Annotated in this window: 16 protein-coding genes and 1 tRNA gene; 10 read left to right on the forward strand and 7 right to left on the reverse strand. The window is 67.1% G+C overall.

Annotated elements, in window-relative coordinates:
- Positions 1 to 122 precede the first annotated feature (122 nt).
- From MSZK_RS19750 to MSZK_RS19760, 3 genes are read left to right on the forward strand one after another with little or no spacing between them, the layout of a single operon-like run.
- Entirely contained in the window at positions 123 to 779 is a 657-nt protein-coding gene (locus MSZK_RS19750; protein WP_099250424.1) for a hypothetical protein, read from the forward strand.
- The gene (locus MSZK_RS19755; RefSeq protein WP_099250364.1) at positions 776 to 1,357 is read left to right on the forward strand and encodes a cytochrome c oxidase subunit 3; all 582 of its coding nucleotides are present in this window, start codon (positions 776 to 778) and stop codon (positions 1,355 to 1,357) included. Before MSZK_RS19750 ends, MSZK_RS19755 begins: the two co-directional genes overlap by 4 nt.
- Positions 1,357 to 1,620 carry a cytochrome C oxidase subunit IV family protein gene (locus MSZK_RS19760; protein ID WP_099250365.1) on the forward strand — a complete coding sequence of 88 codons (264 nt, stop codon included), beginning with the start codon at positions 1,357 to 1,359 and terminating at the stop codon, positions 1,618 to 1,620. Before MSZK_RS19755 ends, MSZK_RS19760 begins: the two co-directional genes overlap by 1 nt.
- A gap of 5 nt (positions 1,621 to 1,625) precedes the next feature.
- Here the strand turns inward: MSZK_RS19760 and MSZK_RS19765 are convergent, their stop codons facing one another.
- The gene (locus tag MSZK_RS19765) at positions 1,626 to 3,038 is read right to left on the reverse strand and encodes a phenylacetate--CoA ligase family protein (protein WP_142389964.1); all 1,413 of its coding nucleotides are present in this window, start codon (positions 3,036 to 3,038) and stop codon (positions 1,626 to 1,628) included.
- On the opposite strand from MSZK_RS19765, the gene MSZK_RS19770 reads away from it, so the two are divergent.
- On the forward strand, positions 3,037 to 5,601 hold the full coding sequence (locus tag MSZK_RS19770; RefSeq protein ID WP_099250367.1) for a cation-translocating P-type ATPase: 2,565 nt from the start codon (positions 3,037 to 3,039) through the stop codon (positions 5,599 to 5,601). The two genes, MSZK_RS19765 and MSZK_RS19770, sit on opposite strands and share 2 nt — an antisense overlap.
- A complete protein-coding gene (locus MSZK_RS19775) occupies positions 5,598 to 6,728 on the forward strand; it encodes an LLM class flavin-dependent oxidoreductase (protein ID WP_233211407.1) in 1,131 nt (376 codons plus the stop codon). Before MSZK_RS19770 ends, MSZK_RS19775 begins: the two co-directional genes overlap by 4 nt.
- Here the strand turns inward: MSZK_RS19775 and MSZK_RS19780 are convergent.
- On the reverse strand, positions 6,651 to 7,598 hold the full coding sequence (locus tag MSZK_RS19780) for a carboxylesterase (protein ID WP_158230606.1): 948 nt from the start codon (positions 7,596 to 7,598) through the stop codon (positions 6,651 to 6,653). The two genes, MSZK_RS19775 and MSZK_RS19780, sit on opposite strands and share 78 nt — an antisense overlap.
- A gap of 176 nt (positions 7,599 to 7,774) precedes the next feature.
- Between MSZK_RS19780 and MSZK_RS19785 the strand changes: the two genes are divergently transcribed.
- On the forward strand, positions 7,775 to 9,166 hold the full coding sequence (locus MSZK_RS19785) for an MBL fold metallo-hydrolase RNA specificity domain-containing protein (protein WP_099250370.1): 1,392 nt from the start codon (positions 7,775 to 7,777) through the stop codon (positions 9,164 to 9,166).
- A gap of 20 nt (positions 9,167 to 9,186) precedes the next feature.
- On the opposite strand, the gene MSZK_RS19790 is transcribed toward MSZK_RS19785, so the two are convergent.
- Positions 9,187 to 9,262: transfer RNA gene (locus MSZK_RS19790), tRNA-Asn, on the reverse strand.
- Between the two features lie 150 nt (positions 9,263 to 9,412).
- Between MSZK_RS19790 and MSZK_RS19795 the strand changes: the two genes are divergently transcribed.
- The gene (locus MSZK_RS19795; RefSeq protein ID WP_142389965.1) at positions 9,413 to 9,661 is read left to right on the forward strand and encodes a hypothetical protein; all 249 of its coding nucleotides are present in this window, start codon (positions 9,413 to 9,415) and stop codon (positions 9,659 to 9,661) included.
- Between the two features lie 75 nt (positions 9,662 to 9,736).
- On the opposite strand, the gene MSZK_RS19800 is transcribed toward MSZK_RS19795, so the two are convergent.
- The 3 genes from MSZK_RS19800 to MSZK_RS19810 are packed head-to-tail and all read right to left on the reverse strand — an operon-like array spanning position 9,737 to position 13,361.
- Positions 9,737 to 10,051 carry a hypothetical protein gene (locus MSZK_RS19800; RefSeq protein WP_099250372.1) on the reverse strand — a complete coding sequence of 105 codons (315 nt, stop codon included), beginning with the start codon at positions 10,049 to 10,051 and terminating at the stop codon, positions 9,737 to 9,739.
- Positions 10,052 to 10,106: 55 nt separating this feature from the next.
- Complete coding sequence (gene dnaG, locus MSZK_RS19805; RefSeq protein ID WP_099250425.1) at positions 10,107 to 12,038, reverse strand: DNA primase; 1,932 nt, start codon at positions 12,036 to 12,038, stop codon at positions 10,107 to 10,109.
- A gap of 9 nt (positions 12,039 to 12,047) precedes the next feature.
- Complete coding sequence (locus MSZK_RS19810; RefSeq protein ID WP_371411367.1) at positions 12,048 to 13,361, reverse strand: deoxyguanosinetriphosphate triphosphohydrolase; 1,314 nt, start codon at positions 13,359 to 13,361, stop codon at positions 12,048 to 12,050.
- On the opposite strand from MSZK_RS19810, the gene MSZK_RS19815 reads away from it, so the two are divergent.
- Complete coding sequence (locus tag MSZK_RS19815) at positions 13,360 to 15,366, forward strand: TPM domain-containing protein (RefSeq protein ID WP_099250374.1); 2,007 nt, start codon at positions 13,360 to 13,362, stop codon at positions 15,364 to 15,366. The genes MSZK_RS19810 and MSZK_RS19815 overlap by 2 nt on opposite strands.
- Here MSZK_RS19815 and MSZK_RS19820 read toward each other — a convergent pair.
- Positions 15,363 to 16,757 (reverse strand): glycine--tRNA ligase, encoded by a 1,395-nt coding sequence (locus tag MSZK_RS19820; RefSeq protein WP_199203407.1) that lies wholly within the window; start codon positions 16,755 to 16,757, stop codon positions 15,363 to 15,365. The genes MSZK_RS19815 and MSZK_RS19820 overlap by 4 nt on opposite strands.
- A 160-nt stretch (positions 16,758 to 16,917) precedes the next feature.
- Between MSZK_RS19820 and MSZK_RS19825 the strand changes: the two genes are divergently transcribed.
- Together MSZK_RS19825 and MSZK_RS19830 are read left to right on the forward strand one after the other, a co-directional pair.
- Positions 16,918 to 17,223: a helix-turn-helix transcriptional regulator gene (locus tag MSZK_RS19825; RefSeq protein ID WP_099250375.1), complete on the forward strand. Its 306-nt coding sequence runs from the start codon at positions 16,918 to 16,920 to the stop codon at positions 17,221 to 17,223.
- Complete coding sequence (locus tag MSZK_RS19830) at positions 17,220 to 17,645, forward strand: Fur family transcriptional regulator (RefSeq protein ID WP_099250376.1); 426 nt, start codon at positions 17,220 to 17,222, stop codon at positions 17,643 to 17,645. The genes MSZK_RS19825 and MSZK_RS19830 overlap by 4 nt, the downstream gene beginning before the upstream one ends.
- The last annotated feature ends 151 nt before the right edge of the window (positions 17,646 to 17,796 follow it).

Below are 17,796 nucleotides of genomic sequence, written 5' to 3' on the forward strand. Positions count from 1 at the left end.
CGCTTCGACGGTCGACAGGACGCACAGTTTCGACAATTTTGACAAAACACCGCGGATTTCCCAGTAACGTCTGCGCCGTGGAATTGACGCTGCAGCGCATCGGTGCGTGGTGCGGGACGATCATGATCATCCTGTACGGAACAAGTCTGTCGGGGATCGCGCGGATGTTTCCGCCACTGTCACCCGTCTCCTCGCCGGAGGAGATCGCCGCGTTCTACGTCGATCACAAGATCTGGATCCGGATCGGCATCGCCGGGTGCCTGCTGACGTCGGTGATCGCGCTGCCATTCCTCGCCGCCATCGTGCTGCGGATCCGCCGGGTTGAGGGACAGTTCGGGATGCTGTCGGTGACGCAGCTGTTCGCCGCCACGATTTTCGTTCCGGCCTTGCTGTTTCCGTTCTTGATCATGGCGACGGCGGCGTTTCGGCCCGAGACCCGGCCGCCGGACATCACCCAGGCACTCAACGACGTGTTCTGGCTGATGTTCATCGGCATCGTCGGCACGATCATCGTGCAGAACATCACGCTGGCGATCGCCTCATTCATCGACAAGACCGAGCCGCAGACCTTCCCCCGCTGGTACGGCTACCTCAACCTGTGGGTGGCGCTGCTGTCGCTGCCCGGCTGCGTGGTCGTGGTGTTCAACGACGGACCGCTGGCCTGGCACGGGGTTTTCGCGTTCTACATCCCGGGTCTGGCACTGACGATCTGGCTGTTCTCCACGACCTATGTGCTGAACCGCGGCATCAAAGCCCAGCAGCTCGCCGAACGAGCATGACGGCGGCGGGTCACCCGGCCGCCACGCGACGCATCCCCGGCGAACAGGGCACCTGGGTATTCCTGCTCGGCGACATGGGGGTGTTCGCAGCCTTCTTCGCCACCTTCATGGTCGAACGATCCAAGGCGCCAGAGGTTTTCGACGCGGCCCGCAAGACTTTGCACGTCAACATCGGACTGGTCAACACGTTGGTGTTGCTGACCAGTTCGCTGTTCGTGGTGGCCGCGATCGGAGCCATCCGGACCGGGGCGCGCTCGACGGCGTTCACGGCGCTGCTGATCGCGATGGGCTGCGGTGTGGTGTTCGTGGCGCTGAAGGTGACCGAGTACGTGTTGCTGGCCGGCGCCGGCCACGGCCCGGGCGGCAACCACTTCTACCTCTACTACTTCATCCTGACCGGGCTGCACCTGCTGCATGTGTGCATCGGGATCCTCGTGTTGGCGCTGATGCTCACCCAGACCAGACGCACCGAACTGTCGGCCACCCGGCTCGCGGTGATCGAGGGCGGCGGCTGCTTCTGGCACCTGGTCGACCTGTTGTGGATCGTCCTGTTCCCGCTGCTGTATCTGGTGAGCTGATGCTGGCGTTCATGCGTAACCGGGCCGGCGTGAGCTGGCTGATCCTGGTGGCCTTCACGTTGGCGTCGTGGGCCTTCGGTGCCGACCACGGCACCGGCTCCCTGGTGGCGGTCGCCGTGCTGGGCATCGCCGCGATCAAGGTGCGGCTGGTGGGGCTGGACTTCATGGAATTGCGGCACGCGCCGATCCCGCTGCGGGCGGCCTTCGAGGTGTACTGCGTGGCGTTGTGGGCGCTGCTGTCCGGCCTGTATCTGTGGCTGTGACACCGTCAGCCGACGGCACTCAGGACGTGGCGCAGCTTTCCGTTGCGAGGATTCACTTCGGGACGCTCGTGGGCCAGCTCGATGATCACCGCGCCGATTCGCTGGGCGGCCAGGAATGCTTCGAGTCGCCGGCACACCTCCGTCCAGACCGCGGACCGCTCGCTGCCGGCCTCTTCATCCAGCCTGACGATGAGCCTTGCCGGCGCGGTTTGAATGATCTGATAGCGCAACACCCCGGGTGTCTCTTCGACGGCGGTCGCGATCGCCATCGGCATCACCACCACCTGGTTGCCCTCTCGCCCAGGCAGTTTCAGCAACTCGTCGGTCCGGCCCTCCGGCGTCACGGTCGGCAACGGGCTGCCGCATGAGCACGGGTCGGCGTCGACGACGACGCTGTCGCCCAGCTCGTAGCGGATCAGCGGCTGCACATAGTTGGCCAGGTTGGTCAACAGCAGGGAATCGGATCGGTGCCCGGGTGGCACCACATCGCCGGAGCTGTCGATGGGCTCGACCAGATACCAGTCGGTGTTCAGGTGCAGGTTGCCCAGGCGACACGGCAGCGACAGCGGGGTGGCTTCCGAAGCGTTGTAGGTCTCGGTCACAACGCAGCCGAAGACGTCCCGCGCGCGTTGCCGGACATTCGGCAGTAGCAGTTCACCCCCGCTGGTGATGACGAGCGGCCGGATGTGGAGCCGCCCAGCCTCCTGTTCTTCGATGAGCACACTGAGCGCGCTGGCATAGGTGCCCAACAGCACTGGCTGGAACTCGTTGAGATTGGCGACGAGCTCCGGCAGCGGGTCGAGCACCGAGAAGAAGCGGGAGTATCGGCGCCGCACCGGATGTGCGCGCAGCCGACGCTCGAACATCACGGTCGACACGAAGTGCCCGCCGGTGGCGAAGACCGCAGCCTGGCGCGCCCCGTGGCCGAGAACTCGAAGCAGCAGCCCCGGCGGCAACACCCCGGCCGACCGCGCATACGTCAGCCCGAACATCACCGACAACGCCCGACGATCCTGGATCAGCAGCGCCGGATCGGCCGTCGACCCCGACGTGGTGAACACGACGTACTCGCCGAACATGTCGCGTCCAATGTTGGCGGGATCGGCGACCCATGCCGAGACGCCGGTCCTGGTCAACTTTGGGTCGGTGACCCATTCGTCGAATCTGGCCATCAGTTCGGGCTTGTACACGGCGGGAAGTGAGGGAAGCGATGCCAAACTCACCGGACCGTGCCGAACATCGCGGTAGTGCCCGGCGTAGAACCGCGAATGAGTACGGGCGTACGCGACCAGGGCTTGCAACCGCGGCGCCTGTCGGGCCGTGACAGCCCCGGCGCCACCTCGGGTGGTGCGCCACGCATCCCAGGCCACCCCGAAAGCCTTCATATCGCCATCAACATACGACACAATCAGCGCCATGGGGCCCCCGGTACGGATGGGCGGGCTATCGGCTCAGGAAGCCGCGCGGCGGCTGGCGACCGATGGGCCCAACGAGCTGCCCACGGCGAAACGACGCAACCTGTTGCAAGAGGTCTGGGACGTCGTCCGCCAGCCGATGCTGCTGCTACTGCTCGGCGCGGGCGCCGTCAACTTCGCACTGGCCGAACCGCTCGACGGCGCGATGCTCATGGCCTTCGTTCTCGTCGTGCTGGCCATCTCGATCTACCAGGAGCACAAGACCGAGAACGCACTGGCAGCGCTGCGTGACCTGTCCTCGCCGCGCGCCCTGGTGATCCGCGACGGCCAGCAGGTCCGCATCGCCGGACGCGATGTGGTCCGCGGAGACGTGATCCTGCTGGCCGAGGGCGACCGGGTACCTGCCGACGCAATCCTGTTGGACGGCACCAACTTCTCGGTGGACGAATCAGCCCTGACCGGGGAATCGGTCCCGGTGCGGAAGACCGCAGGCTCGGCAGAGCAGTTGTCGGCCGACATGGGGCAACCGGGCGGCGATGCCACCCCGTGGGTGTTCTCCGGCACGCTCGCGGTCAAGGGGCACGCCATTGCGGTGGCCAAGGAGACCGGTGCCGGAACCGAACTGGGCAAGATCGGCGCGGCGCTGCGCACGATCGGCGCCGAACGCACCCCACTGGAGCGCGAGATCGACCGCCTCGTAACCGTGCTGGCGATCATCGGGGTGCTGGCCGCCGCGGTGGTCGTAGTGGTGTACGGGCTGACCCGGGGACACTGGCTCAGTGGTCTGCTGGCCGGCATCGCGACCGCGATGGCATTGCTGCCCGAGGAGTTCCCGGTCGTCCTGGCCGTCTTCCTCGCCCTCGGGGCCTGGCGGATGTCGCAGAAGCACGTGTTGACCCGCCGTCCACCGGTGATCGAGACCCTGGGATCGGCCACCGCATTGTGTGTGGACAAGACCGGGACGCTGACGATGAACCGGATGACTGTGCGGGAGTTCATCGTCGACGGGCACGCCTATCCGGTCGACGATCGACCACTGCCCGAGGAACTGCACCGGATCACCGAGTTCGCGATGCTCGCCTCGCCCGTCGACCCGTTCGACCCGATGGACAAGGCCTTTCGCGAACTGGGTGCCAAGCATCTGGCGGGAACCGAGCACCTGCACGACGATTGGACTCTGGTGCGCGAATACCCGCTCTCGGAGAAGTTGTTGGCGCTCTCGCACGTGTGGCGCTCACCCGACGGTGGGCAGTTCGTCATCGCCGCCAAGGGCGCGCCGGAGGCGATCGCCGACCTGTGTCACTTCGACGCCGGCCACCTCGCACGACTGACCGAGCAGGTCGAGGACGCCGCCGCCGGCGGCCAGCGCCTGCTCGCCGTCGCCTACGCTTACTTCGACGGCGAGGCCGAGCTACCGGATCACCAGCATGACTACGATTTTCGCTATCTCGGCCTGGTCGGGCTGCACGATCCGGTTCGACCCGGGGTAGCCGATGCCGTCGCGGAGTGTCGCCGGGCATCGGTGCGGACCATCATGATCACCGGGGACTACCCCGGGACGGCGCTGGCCATCGCCCGCGAGATCGGACTCGACCATGAGGCCGGCTGCATCACCGGGCGCGAATTGCAGACCATGCCTGCTGACGAGTTGGCCGAGCGGATACGGACGGTCAGCGTGTTCGCCCGAATGGTGCCCGAGCAGAAACTGCAGCTCGTTCGCGCGTTGCAGGCCAACGGCGAGGTGGTCGGCATGACCGGTGACGGCGTGAACGATGCGCCGGCACTGAAGGCTGCTGACATCGGAATCGCCATGGGCGCCAACGGAACCGATGTGGCCAGAGAATCAGCCGGACTGGTCATCACCGACGACGACTTCTCCTCGATCGTCGCCGGGGTGCGGCAGGGCCGGGGAATCTTTGACAACCTCCGCAAGGCCATGTCATACGTGATCGCGGTCCACCTTCCCATCGTCGGCATGTCGCTCATCCCGGTCTTCGTCGCCGATTGGCCTCTGGTATTGCTCCCAGTCCAGATCGCTTTCCTCGAGCTGATCATCGATCCGGCCTGTTCGGTGGTCTTCGAGGCCGAACAGATCGATCCCAAGGTCATGGAAGGGCCGCCGCGCGGTGTCGACGAACCCATGTTCGGACCACGGGTGCTGGCGATCGCTTGCCTGCAGGGCTTGTCGGTGCTCGCAGCGACGATCTGCGTCTACCTGTGGGCCGTGTGGAGCCATCACGCCGACGACGTCGTGCGTTCTGTCACCTTCGCGACGCTTCTCATCGGCAATGTGGCCCTCATCGTGGTGAATCGCTCGTGGCGGCTCACCATCTGGAGAACCTTCCGGGAGCGTCGCAACGCTGCGCTGAAGTGGATCCTCTTCGGCGCCCCTGCGCTGCTCGTCCTGATCCTGACGGTGCCCGCGTTGCGGCACGCCTTCAATTTCGGGCCGCTGCCGGCGCTGGGATGGGCCATCGCGGTTGTTGCCGGCGCCGCCGGCGTGGTGTGGTTCGAGATCTACAAAGCCGTTGCCGCTCACCGAATCACCAGAAAGGTGAAGTCGTGAAACGGGTTCCGTCGGTCTCGGTCGGTCTGCAGATCGGCACGCAACCTCCGCTGACCGCGCTGCGTGCCTTTCTGGCCGGAGCGCGGGTGATGAGACTCGACTCGGTGATGGTCATCGACCATTTCCAGAATGTCTTCCCCACCTCGATCTGGGATCGCGACTTGACGTGGCTTGCCGCACACCGCAGCACGCCGCACGAATTCTTCGACTACCAGGTCCTACTGGGCCATCTCGCCTCCCGTATCGGCTCCCTTCGCCTGGGAGTCGGTGTGACCGAGCCCATCCGGCGCCACCCCCTGGTCATCGCCCAGGCCATGATGACGCTGTCGCATCTGACCAAAAGCGCCCCAATCCTCGGTATCGGGGCCGGCGAACGGATGAACCTCGACCCTTACGGATTGGACCCTTCCGAGCCGGTGGCCCGCTTGGAGGAGGCGTTACACATCATCCGTCACTGCTTCTCCGGGTCAGGGCCGATCACGTTCTCCGGCAAGCACTTCAAGCTAGACCGGGCGACGATGGACCTCAAGCCGGCCCGCGGACGGACACCACAGATCTGGGTGGCCGGACATGGTCGGCGGATGCTCGGTCTGACGGGACGCTACGGGGACGGGTGGTATCCCGCTACTGTCGCCTCCCCCGCCGAATATGCGACCAAACTTGAGGTCGTGCGGGTCGCCGCACGCAACGCCGGGCGGGACCCCGCCTCGATCACCCCTGCCCTACATCGCTTTCTGGTGGTCGGCCGATCCGAGTCAGAAGTGCGGGCCATGCTGGGCACCAAATCGATTCGCGCGCTCGGGCTGATGGCGCCGGCCGATGTGTGGCGACAAGCCGGAGTGGAGCACCCGTTCGGCGCGCACTTCAATCCTCTCGTCGACTTCGTGCCTGACCACTATGACCGCCGGACGATGGACGATGCCATCGATGCCGTGCCCACCGAGGTGTTGACCGAAGGGCCGCTGCTGTGGGGCACTCCTGAGCGCATTGTGGGGAGGCTTCACGAGTTTCACTCAGCCGGCCTGCGGCATGTGGTCTTGGCGCCCGTCTCAGGGCTGATCTCCAAGCGCGCCGCCCTCTACAGCCTGCGGGCCACCGGAATGATCGCTCGCGCGCTCGCCCGCTGAGCCGTCGAGGAGCGTGATGAGTTCCGCGACTCGACCGAGCACGAGCGGAAGGCATTCGTTGAACAGAAGGTGGTGATCGGTGTCGAAGACGACCAGCTCTTTTGCGGGAGCCGCAATCCGGGCGAAGACCTGCTTGGTGTAGTCCAGGCTGAACAAGGGGTCACCACGCCCTGCCACCACCACGATGGGGCATGTGATGGCGCCACTTCGGACCCCACTCATGTCAGCACTTAACAGATCGGCCAGGAAGGCAAGCGGGTAAGTGCGCAAGCTCAGGGGGTCCAGCAAGAACTGCTCGGCGGTCCATGGCTCACGACAGACCCGAGCGATGTCGAGATAGACACTGAAGGAGATCGGTAGCCGGGGCACGAACGTGGCCAGCAGGCGCAGTCCACGCATCGCCGGACGATACGCACGCTGAAGCATGGGCGGAAACCGTGACACCGTGATGGATGCGGGTAGTTCGGGATCGAGGATGTTGTGGGCGACCACGCCGGCCAGCTGACAGTCGCGGGTCGCGACGATCATCGCCAGCACTCCGCCCTGACTCGAGCCCACCACCACCGGCCATCGACCGAATCGAGCACGCGCCCAAGACGTCGCGTCCAGTGCGTTGGCAACCAGGCTCTCCAAACGCAGGAGCCGACCCACGCGTGGGCTTTTGCCGTGCCCTTCGAAGTGGACGCCCACGACGGTGATGCCCGCATCGGCAAGTCCGTCACAGAACTCCTCATAGAACAGCGGATGCGTCATGGTTCCGGGCAGGAACACTGCCACTGGTCCACCAGACTGGCCATGCCACACCGAGAGCACTATCGGCACGCCGCAGGAGGTGATGGTCACCTCCTCGTAGCGCTCGGGGTGCTCCACCTCATTGCGTAGTCGCTGACCTCTGTCACGCATGGCCGTCCCTCCGCCAGAGCCGTCGGTGCGGGTACTTCAGCAACCCCACCGCCCGAGCCCTCGCCATACCAGGGCCATAGGTCCCAGACCCGGAGATCAATCAGCATCTCGGACATCCGGACCGTCTCTGACAGACTGGCCCCATGCCCGGTGATAGCCGATCGCGCAACGTCGAACTCAGCTTGCGCAGCCTAGGCGCCGCCAACACCGTCACCGGCTCCAAACACCTGCTGGAAGCCGACGGCAAACGAATCCTGGTGGACTGCGGCCTCTTTCAGGGTGTGAAGAACCTGCGCGAGCTCAACTGGGCGCCCCTGGCGATCGACCCCTCGAGTATCGATGCGGTCATCGTGACCCACGCCCACCTCGATCACACCGGGTACCTGCCCCGGTTGGTGCGCGAAGGCTTCCGCGGGCCCATCGTGTCCACCGAGGCGACCGCTGCGGTCGCCGAGATCATCCTGCGGGACAGCGCCTACCTGCAGGAGCGGGACGCGGCTTTTCTCAACAAGCACAAGGCCAGCAAGCATCACCCTGCCCTGCCGCTATATGACAGCGAGGACGCCCAGAGCGCCATCGACCTGTTCGACACCCGTCCGTTCGGAGCCGAGTTCAGCGTCACCGACACCGGGGCGGCGGTGACGTTCCGCCGAGCCGGGCACATCCTCGGCGCGGCGACTGTCGAGGTGGTGTGGCACGGCCGGCGCATCGTGTTCACCGGTGACCTGGGCCGCTACGACGACCCGGTGATGCTCGATCCCGACCCGGTGACGACCGCGGACTACGTGGTGATGGAGTCGACCTACGGCGATCGTCTGCATGACCGGGCCGACCCTGCCGACGCACTGGCCGACGTCGTCGACTCGACGGTAGCGCGCGGCGGCACCGTGGTGATCCCGGCGTTCGCGGTCGGCCGGGCCCAGACGCTGCTCTACCACCTCTGGCAGTTGCGCTCCGCGGGCAGGTTGCCCGACCTCCCGGTCTACCTGGACAGCCCGATGGCGATCAATGCCAGCAATCTACTGGGCGCCTTCCGCAGTGACCACCGGCTGCGGCCAGAGGTCTACGAGGGTATGTGCGCCATGGCGACGTACACCCGCGACGCCGAGCAATCCAGGGCGATCTCGGCCAGCCGCGAGCCCAAGATCGTGATCTCGGCCAGCGGAATGGCCACCGGTGGCCGCATCCTGCACCATCTCAAGGCGTTCGCCCCGGACCCACGGAACACGATCATGGTCACCGGCTATCAGGTGCCCGGCACCCGCGGCGCAGCGATTGCGGCCGGTCAGCGCTTTGTGCGGATCTACGGCGAGTGGATTCCGATCAACGCCCAGGTCGCCAACCTGGCGATGCTGTCGGCGCACGCCGACGCCGATGAACTCATCCGCTGGGCATCCGGTTTCAGCACACCGCCGCGACGGGTCTTCGTGGTCCACGGCGAACCCCAGCCGGCCGACACGTTGCGTACCCGACTGGACCGTGAATTCGGCTGGCAGGGAAGAGTTCCGCGGCCGAATCAAGTGTTCAGCCTGTGACGCCACCGGCGAGGCGGCCCTGGCTCCCCCGGATGGACTCGAACCATCAACCGTCCGATTAACAGTCGGAAGCTCTGCCAATTGAGCTACAGGGGACTATCTGCTTCCCGATCGAACGCTTGCGCCGATGCGGGCCGGAGAGTGACTCTAGCCTACCGGGGACCCCAGACGCCAAACCGGTGGGCAAGCGCCAACTCAGCGGCGTCAGGCAGGATGGTGAGGCGGGGTTTCGATGGAGGGAGCGCAGTGATCCGGTTTCTAGCCGCACTTGGAGTGGGCTACGTGTTGGGCACCAAGGCCGGCCGAAAGCGCTATGAGCAGATCGTCGGCACCTACAAGGCCCTGACCGGTAATCCCGCCACGAAAACCGTGATCGACGCCGGTCGCCGCAAGATCGCCGACCGGGTGTCCCCCGACCCGGATCCGAAGATGGTCACGCTGACCGAGATCGACGCGAACACCACGGTGGTCGAGCCACAGCGGTCGGAGAATTAGGCACGCCGAAATCGACCTCAGGGTCGTCAATCGTGCGAAATCACAGCCCTCATGTCGATCTCGAGGGCAGAAAACTCAGCCCAGCGGAATGCTGATGGTCTGGCCGGGCAGCAGCGGGCCGGTGCTGACGCCGACACCGCCGCCGGGCATCGAGCCCGCATCCGGACCGTAAACCCCCAGCTGCGGGGTGCCCACGCTCACGTTGTTGTTCGAGTACGACAGGCACTGCCCGTCGCCGCGGGAGCCGAACCAGGCCAGGCAGGTGCCGGTGGCCGTGGTGCTCGGGGCGGCGGAGTGCGTCATCGCAGCCAGGGCCGGCACCGCGGCCGCGGCCACGGCAAGCGCGCCAGCGGCGGCGATACGCCGGGCACGGGTGTTCGCGGTAGTCATATCTGACCTTTCGCCGGAGACAGGCAGCACGTTAACCATAGCGTGCTGACGGCACTCACGCAGTGAGGTCGTCTCCGCTGGCCTGTTCCAGCAGACTGCGGCGATACGCCTCGAGCGCGACCAGGTCGCCGAACAGGGCGTGATATTCGTCTCCCTGCTCGACCGGCGACATCCGCTGCAGCTTGGACTTGACCTCGGCGACCTGCCGGCCCACCCAGACCTCCTGCAGTCGGGCCAGCACACCGCCGATGTAGCGGGGCAGTTTCTCCTCGTCCTCGACCCGGATCGACTCGACGCCGAGCTCGGTGATCAGGCCTTCCGTCGCCGCCGCCCCGGCCCGTTCGCGCACCGTGTCGATCCACTGGCCACCGGTCACGCCCGACGACGTCCCGCCCGCCTTCTCGATCGCCGTCCGCACCGCCGCATAGCCGGGGTGGGTGAAGCTCTCCACGGTCAACGAATCGAAGACCGGCCCGGCCAGCACCGGATACTGCAGGGCGGCCTTGAGCGCTTCGCGCTGCGGCCACAGGGTCGGGTCGCGAGGGTCAGGCCGGCGGGCGCCGCTCTCGGCGGCTGCCTTGGGCCGAGCCGGGGTGCGCCGGTTGTCGCCGCGAGCCCCCGGTTTGTGGCCCGCTTCCTCGCGGACCCGTGCGATCACCTGGGCGACGTCGTCCCAGCCGACCCAGCCGGCGAGCTGGCGGGCGTACTCGTCGCGCAACGTCGGGTCCTTGATCTGCGCCACCATCGGCACGCAGCGGCGCAACGCCGACACTCGTCCCTCGGCCTGATCCAGGTCGTGCTCGGCCAGCGCGGTGCGGATCGCGAACTCGAACAGCGGCGTGCGTCGGGCCACCAGATCGCGCAACGCCCCGTCCCCCTGCGCCAGGCGTAGATCGCAGGGGTCCATCCCGTCGGCGGCGACCGCCACGAAACTCTGGCCGGCCAGGTTCTGCTCGCCGGCGAACGCCTTGAGCGCGGCGGCCCGGCCGGCGGCGTCGCCGTCGAAGACGTAGATCAGTTCGCCACGGAAGAACTTGTCGTCCATCATCAGCCGCCGCAGCATCGACAGGTGCTCGTCGCCGAAGGCCGTGCCGCACGACGCCACCGCGGTGGTCACCCCGGCCAGGTGCATGGCCATCACATCGGTGTAGCCCTCGACGACGACGGCCTGATGCCCCTTGGCGATATCGCGCTTGGCAAGGTCGATGCCGAACAGCACATTGGACTTCTTGTAGAGCACCGTCTCCGGGGTGTTGACGTACTTGGCTTCCATCGGGTCGTCGGGGAAGATCCGGCGCGCGCCGAAGCCGACGGTCTCGCCGCTGGCGCTGCGGATCGGCCACAACAGCCTGCGATGGAACCGGTCCATCGGACCGCGCCTACCCTCCCGCGAGAGCCCGGCGGCTTCGAGTTCCTTGAACTCGAAGCCTTTTCGGATCAGATGCTTGGTCAGCGAGTCCCAGCCAGACGGCGCGAAGCCACAGCCGAACTGGCGGGCCGCCGCGGCGTCGAAGTTGCGCTCGGTGAGGTATTGCCTGGCCGGTGCGGCTTCCTCGGATTCCAGTGCGGCAGCATAGAATTCCTGCGCAGCAGCGTTGGCGGCGATCAGCCGGCTGCGACTGCCGCGGTCGCGCTGCACACTGGTGCCACCACCGCTGTAGGTCACCGTGTAGCCGATGCGATCGGCCAGCACCTCCACCGCTTCGACGAAGCTGACGTGCTCGATCTTCTGGATGAAGGCGTACACGTCACCGCCCTCCCCACAGCCGAAGCAGTGGAAGTGGCCGTGGTTGGGCCGCACATGGAACGACGGCGACTTCTCGTCGTGGAACGGGCACAGGCCCTTCATCGAATCCGCGCCGGCCCGGCGCAGCTGGACATAGTCGCCGACGACGTCCTCGATGCGAACCTGATCGCGGATGGCGGCGATATCGCGCTCGGGGATCCGACCTTTCCGGTCGCCGCCCCCGCTCACCGCTGTCGCCATCGGCACAGTCTAGATGTCGCGGGCACCGGCGATGTGCGCGTCGATGCGCTCCAACCGACCCTCGGTAAACGACGCGATCTGGTCGACGACGACCCGCATCCGGGCCGCGTCGTCGGGGGCGGCGGTGAACTCCGGCGCGAACACCGCATCCAGCGTTGCCGGCGCGCCGTCGAGCAGCCGGTGCGCCACCCGGTGGATGCGTTCGCGTTGCCGCGCCTGCAGTTCGAGATGACGCGGATCGGACATGATGAACTGCAGCGCCAAGGTCTTGAGCAGCGCGACCTCGGCCCGGACGGCGTCGGGGACCTGCAGGTCGGCCTGATACCGCACCAGCGGCTGCGGCCCGGCCAACTCGTGGGTCAGGGTGACCGCCGCCGAGGCGAACCGGCCGACGAGTTCACTGGTCAACCGCTTGAGCGCCACCGAGGCCGCCAGTGTCCCGTCGTATTTGCCGACGCCGGCCACCACCGGCAGCTCAGAGAGCCGCCGCGCCGCCGCCTCCAACTCATCGGCGCGCAGACCACTGGTCTCCCCCAGCCTGCCCAGCGCCGCCGCGGCGTCGTCGTCGGCCAGCACCCGCAGGTCGATGCGCCCGGACACCACACCGTCTTCGACGTCGTGCACCGAGTAGGCCACGTCGTCGGCCCAGTCCATCACCTGGGACTCCAGGCAGGGCCGCTGCGCCTGCGCGCCGCCCCGCACCCACTGCGCCAGCGCCCGGTCGTCTTCGTAGAAGCCGAACTTGCGGCCACGTTCACCGCGGAACCACGGATACTTGGTGACGGCGTCCAGTGCCGCACGGGTGAGGTTCAGTCCGACGCTACGACCTTGCCCGTCAAGCACTTTCGGCTCGATACGGGTCAGAATCCGGAAATTCTGGGCGTTGCCCTCGAACCCGCCGCAGGACGCCGCGAACTCGTCGAGGGCGCGCTCCCCGTTGTGACCGTAGGGCGGGTGGCCGATGTCGTGGGCCAGCCCGGCCATGTCCACGAGGTCGGGATCGCAGCCCAGCGGCACCGCCATCCCCCGCCCGATCTGGGCGACCTCCAACGAGTGGGTCAGCCGGGTGCGGGGGTTCTCACTCTCGCGCGGCCCGACCACCTGGGTCTTGTCGGCCAGTCGGCGAAAGGCGGCACAGTGCAGCACGCGGGCCCGGTCCCGGGCGAAGTCGGTGCGATGCTCGGTCGACGTACCGGGCAGCCCGGCAGTCTTGGGCGGTTCGTGCACCACCCGCTCGCGGTCGGCCTCGTCGTAGTGGCCGTGCTGATTCGTCGTCACCGAGGCATAGTCTGCCAGCCGCGCGCGATTACATTTAACGCTCATGCGCCTCGCACGTGTGCTGAGCCTGCTCGTGGCCATCCTGACCGCCGCCACCTTGGTGGCGCCCGGCGCCGCGGCCGAGCCACCCTTCCGGCTGCCCGACTACGTCACCGACAACGCAGGCGTGCTGGGCGACGGTCAGCTCGCCGATGTGCAGCGCGCTGTCGACACCCTCTACCGCGACCGCCATATCCGGCTCTGGGTGGTCTACGTCGACTCGTTCGCTCCCAAGACGGCGGTGGGCTGGAGCGAGGAGACCCGGCTGATCAGCGATCTGGGCGACCAGGACGCGATCCTGGCCATCGCGACACAGCAGCGGTCCTACGCGTTCCGGGTGCCGTCCGCCGCGGTCGGCGGCGCCTCCACCGCCGTCGACGACCTGCGCCGGGACAAGATCGAGCCGGCGCTGCACAACAACGACTGGGCGGGCGCGGCGATCGCAGCCGCCACCGGACTGGACGGGGTGGGCGGTGGCGGCTCCGGCGGATTCCCGCTGGTGACCCTCCTGGTCATCGTGGCGGTCATCGCGCTGGCGATCGCGCTGCTGCTGCTGTGGAGCCGCAGGCGCAGGCGTCAGCGGCACGAGGCCGAGGTGGCGGCCGCCAAGCGGGTGGACCCGACCGACCCGAACGCCCTGGCCGCGGTGCCGCTGGACGCCCTCGACGAGCTGTCCCGGTCGATCGTCGTCGACGTGGACAACGCAGTACGCACCAGCGCCAACGAATTAGCCTTGGCCGCCGAGGAATTCGGTCAGGCACAGGCCGAGCCGTTCACCCGCGCCGTCGAGAACGCCAAGGTCACCCTGCAACAGGCGTTCAACGTGCGCCAGCAACTCGACGACGCGGTACCCGAGACCCCGGCGCAGCGCCGCGATCTACTCACCCGGGTGGTGGTCGCCGCCGCCCGGGCCAACCGCGAACTCGACGCCCAGAACCAAGCCTTCCATCAGCTGCGGGATCTGGTCATCAACGCTCCCGACCGGCTCGACGGGCTGACCCAGAAGCTGGTCGACGTCAGCGCCCGCATCGAACCCGCCCAATCCACGCTGACCCAGCTGCACAGCGAGTTCGCTGAGACCGCGCTGGCATCGGTGGCCCGCAACGTCGACGCCGCCAAGGAGCGCCTGGAGTTCGCCGACCATTCGATCAGCCGGGCCCGCCAGCTGGTCGCCAAGCCGGTCGCCGGCCAGCAGAGCGAACTGGTCGACTGCGTGCGGGCCGCCGAAGCGGCACTGCAACAAGCCGGTTCGATGCTCGACGCGGTGGACAGCGCGGCCAGCGACATCAGGCGGGCGGTCGCGACGTTGCCCGCCGCGATCGCCGACACCCAGCAGGGCATCAATGAGGCGGTGGCACAGCTGACCCAGGGCGGGCTGTCCGACGCCGGCGAGCTGGCCGCCGCCCGCGACGCCGCGGTCAGCGCGGTGGCCGCCGCGCAGGCCGAGGGCACCGCCGACCCGCTGGGGGCGTTCACCCAGCTGACCCAGGCCGACGCGGATCTGGACCGGCTACTGGCCGGGGTGGCCCAGGAGCGCGAGACCGCCGAGCGGCTGGGCCGCTCCTTCGAGCAGGCGCTGTTCACCGCGCAGTCGCGGGTGCGCTCGGTGTCGGACTACATCGACAGCCGGCGCGGCAGCGTCGGCCCCGAAGCCCGGACCCGCCTCAACGAGGCGGTGCGCCAATTGGAGGCGGCGCAGGCCAAGCAGAAGACCAATCTCTCCGAGGCGATCGCCCACGCCAACGGCGCGTCGATGCTGGCCGCCCAGGCCCAGCAGCTGGCCAACAACGACGTCCAGGCCGCTCAGCGGTCGTACATGAATCACTATGGCGGAGTGGGCGGTTCGTCCAACATGGGCGCAATGATCGGCGGGATCATCCTGGGCAACATCCTGTCCGGCGGCATGCGCGGCGGATTCGGCGGTGGCGGCGGCTGGACGTCGAGCACCTATGGCGGATCGCAGGGATCCTCCGGGGGCGGCGGGATGCTCGGCGGCGGAGGCCGCTTCTAGCCCTTGAGCCGGGTGGCCAGGTAGTCGACCACCGAGTCGATACCGATGCGCTCCTGTGTCATCTGGTCGCGCTCGCGCACAGTGACCGCGTGGTCTTCGAGGGAGTCGAAGTCGAGGGTCACGCAGAACGGGGTGCCGATCTCGTCCTGGCGCCGGTAGCGACGCCCGATCGCGCCCGCATCGTCGAACTCGATGTTCCAGTACTTGCGCAGTTCGGCCGCCAGATCCTTGGCCTTGGGGGTGAGATCGGCGTGCCGCGACAGGGGCAGCACCGCGGCCTTGACCGGCGCCAACCGCGGGTCCAGCCGCAGCACCGTGCGCTTGTCCACCCCGCCCTTGGCGTTCGGTGCCTCGTCCTCGGCGTAGGCGTCGACCAGGAACGCCATGAACGAACGGGTCAGTCCCGCTGCGGGTTCGATGACGTAGGGGACGTAGCGGGTGTCGGCGGCCTGGTCGTAGAAGGACAGGTCGACACCGGAGTGCTCCGAGTGCGTCTTGAGGTCGTAGTCGGTGCGGTTGGCGATGCCTTCGAGCTCACCCCACGGGTTGCCGGCGAAACCGAACTTGTACTCGATGTCGGTGGTACCCGCGCTGTAGTGCGAGAGCTTCTCCAGCGGATGCTCGTAGAGCCGCAGGTTGTCGGCCTTGATACCGAGGTCGACGTACCACTGAAAGCGGGTGTCGATCCAGTACTGGTGCCACTGTTTGGCGGAGTCGGGCTCGACGAAGAACTCCATCTCCATCTGCTCGAACTCGCGGGTGCGGAAGATGAAGTTGCCGGGGGTGATCTCGTTGCGGAAGCTCTTGCCGATCTGACCGATGCCGAACGGCGGCTTCTTGCGCGACGTCGTCACCACGTTGGCGAAGTTGACGAAGATGCCCTGCGCGGTCTCCGGGCGCAGATAGTGCAGGCCTTCCTCGGATTCGATCGGGCCGAGGTAGGTCTTGAGCATCATGTTGAAGTCGCGGGGCTCGGTCCACTGGCCCTTGGTGCCGCAGTCCGGGCAGACGATCTCGTCCATCGGCACCGCGTCGGGATCATCGAGACCCTTCTTCGACGCGTAGGCCTCCTGCAGGTGATCCTGGCGGTGGCGCTTGTGACAGTTCAGGCACTCCACCAACGGGTCGTTGAACACCGCGACGTGACCGGAGGCCACCCAGACCTCGCGGGGCAGGATGATCGAGCTGTCCAGGCCGACGACGTCGTCGCGGCCGGTGACCACCGAGCGCCACCACTGCCGCTTGATGTTCTCCTTGAGCTCGACACCCAGTGGCCCGTAGTCCCACGCCGACTTGGTGCCGCCGTAGATCTCGCCGGACTGATAGACCAAACCACGACGCTTGGCCAGGTTGACGACGGAATCGATGACGGACGCCACGGTGGGTGCCACTCCTGTCTATCTGCGGGTGTGTCTATCTGCGGGTGCCTGAAGTGCGGGTAACAGCCATACAGCCTAACGACCCGCCGACCCGCCCTTTGACATGCGTGATCGCGCATGGAAAAGTGGGGGATCAATTGGAAATCGTTTCCAATAGCGTGGAGGTGATGAGATGACCACCGCCACCGATCACGCCGCCCTGCTCGACCGCGCCGGTGAGCTGCTGCGCGCATTGGCGGCGCCGGTGCGCATCGCGATCGTGCTGCAGCTGCGGGAATCCCAGCGCTGCGTACACGAGCTCGTCGACGCACTCGACGTTCCGCAGCCACTGGTCAGTCAGCACCTGCGGATCCTCAAGGCCGCCGGGGTGGTGGCCGGGGAGCGCTCCGGGCGCGAAGTCATGTACCGGTTGGTGGACGATCACCTGGCCGAGATCGTGGTCGCGGCGGTCAGTCACGCCGGTGAGGATCATCCATGACCGGCGCCGACATCCGTCCCCGCGCGGCCGCGGCCGGGGTGCGCGCCACCCGGCAGCGGGCGGCGATCATCGCCCTGCTCGACACCATCGACGAGTTCCGCTCGGCCCAGGAACTGCACGACGAGCTGCGCCGCCGCGGCGAGAACACCGGGCTCACCACGGTGTACCGGACGTTGCAGTCGCTGGCCGCGGCCGATCTGGTCGATATGGTGCGCACCGACACCGGCGAGTCGATGTACCGGCGCTGCGAGGGCACCGACCACCACCATCATCTGGTGTGCCGAAGTTGCGGTGCCACTGTCGAGGTCAGCGGCCGCGAGGTCGAAGCCTGGGCCGCCGATATGGCTGCGGCGCACGGCTTTTCCGATGTCAGCCACACGATCGAGTTGTTCGGGACCTGCGCCGACTGCGCCAGGACCTAGTGTCCTGAGTCATTAATTCGCCAGCCCCGGGGAATCGCCTGAATCGGCCACTTTCACGCGCCGAACGTGTGGGTTGTCGTTGATTTTTCGTCGATCCACAACGACAACCCACACGCTCGGCGGTCGGGACCACTGCGAACGAACGACTGCG

Origin of the sequence: Mycobacterium sp. shizuoka-1 (genome assembly GCF_002723835.1) — a bacterium.
Taxonomy (GTDB): domain Bacteria; phylum Actinomycetota; class Actinomycetes; order Mycobacteriales; family Mycobacteriaceae; genus Mycobacterium.